General features: G+C 57.0%; 1 protein-coding gene. It reads left to right on the top strand.

The window, feature by feature from the left end:
- Nucleotides 1-251, top strand: a 251-nt coding sequence (locus tag FN960_RS24495) for an efflux RND transporter permease subunit (RefSeq protein WP_143850848.1), incomplete at both ends; no start/stop codon positions are given.

Below are 251 nucleotides of genomic sequence, written 5' to 3'. Positions count from 1 at the left end.
CACCAGAACAGTTCCGCGATATCACCTTGAGGGTGAATCAAGACGGCTCAGAGGTAAGGCTGGGCGATGTCGCCACCGTCGAAATGGGGGCGGAGAAATACGATTATCTTAGCCGCTTCAATGGTAAGCCAGCCTCCGGGCTGGGGGTAAAACTGGCCTCCGGCGCAAACGAAATGGCGACAGCGGAGCTGGTGCTCAATCGTCTCGACGAGCTGGCGCAGTATTTCCCGCATGGACTGGAATACAAGGTG

It is taken from the genome of Alkalicoccobacillus porphyridii (genome assembly GCF_007293315.1).
GTDB classification, from domain to species: Bacteria; Bacillota; Bacilli; order Bacillales; family Bacillaceae_D; genus Alkalicoccobacillus; species Alkalicoccobacillus porphyridii.
The sequence above is the reverse complement of the archived record's forward strand: the minus strand, read 5'-3'. Positions and strand labels throughout refer to the sequence as shown.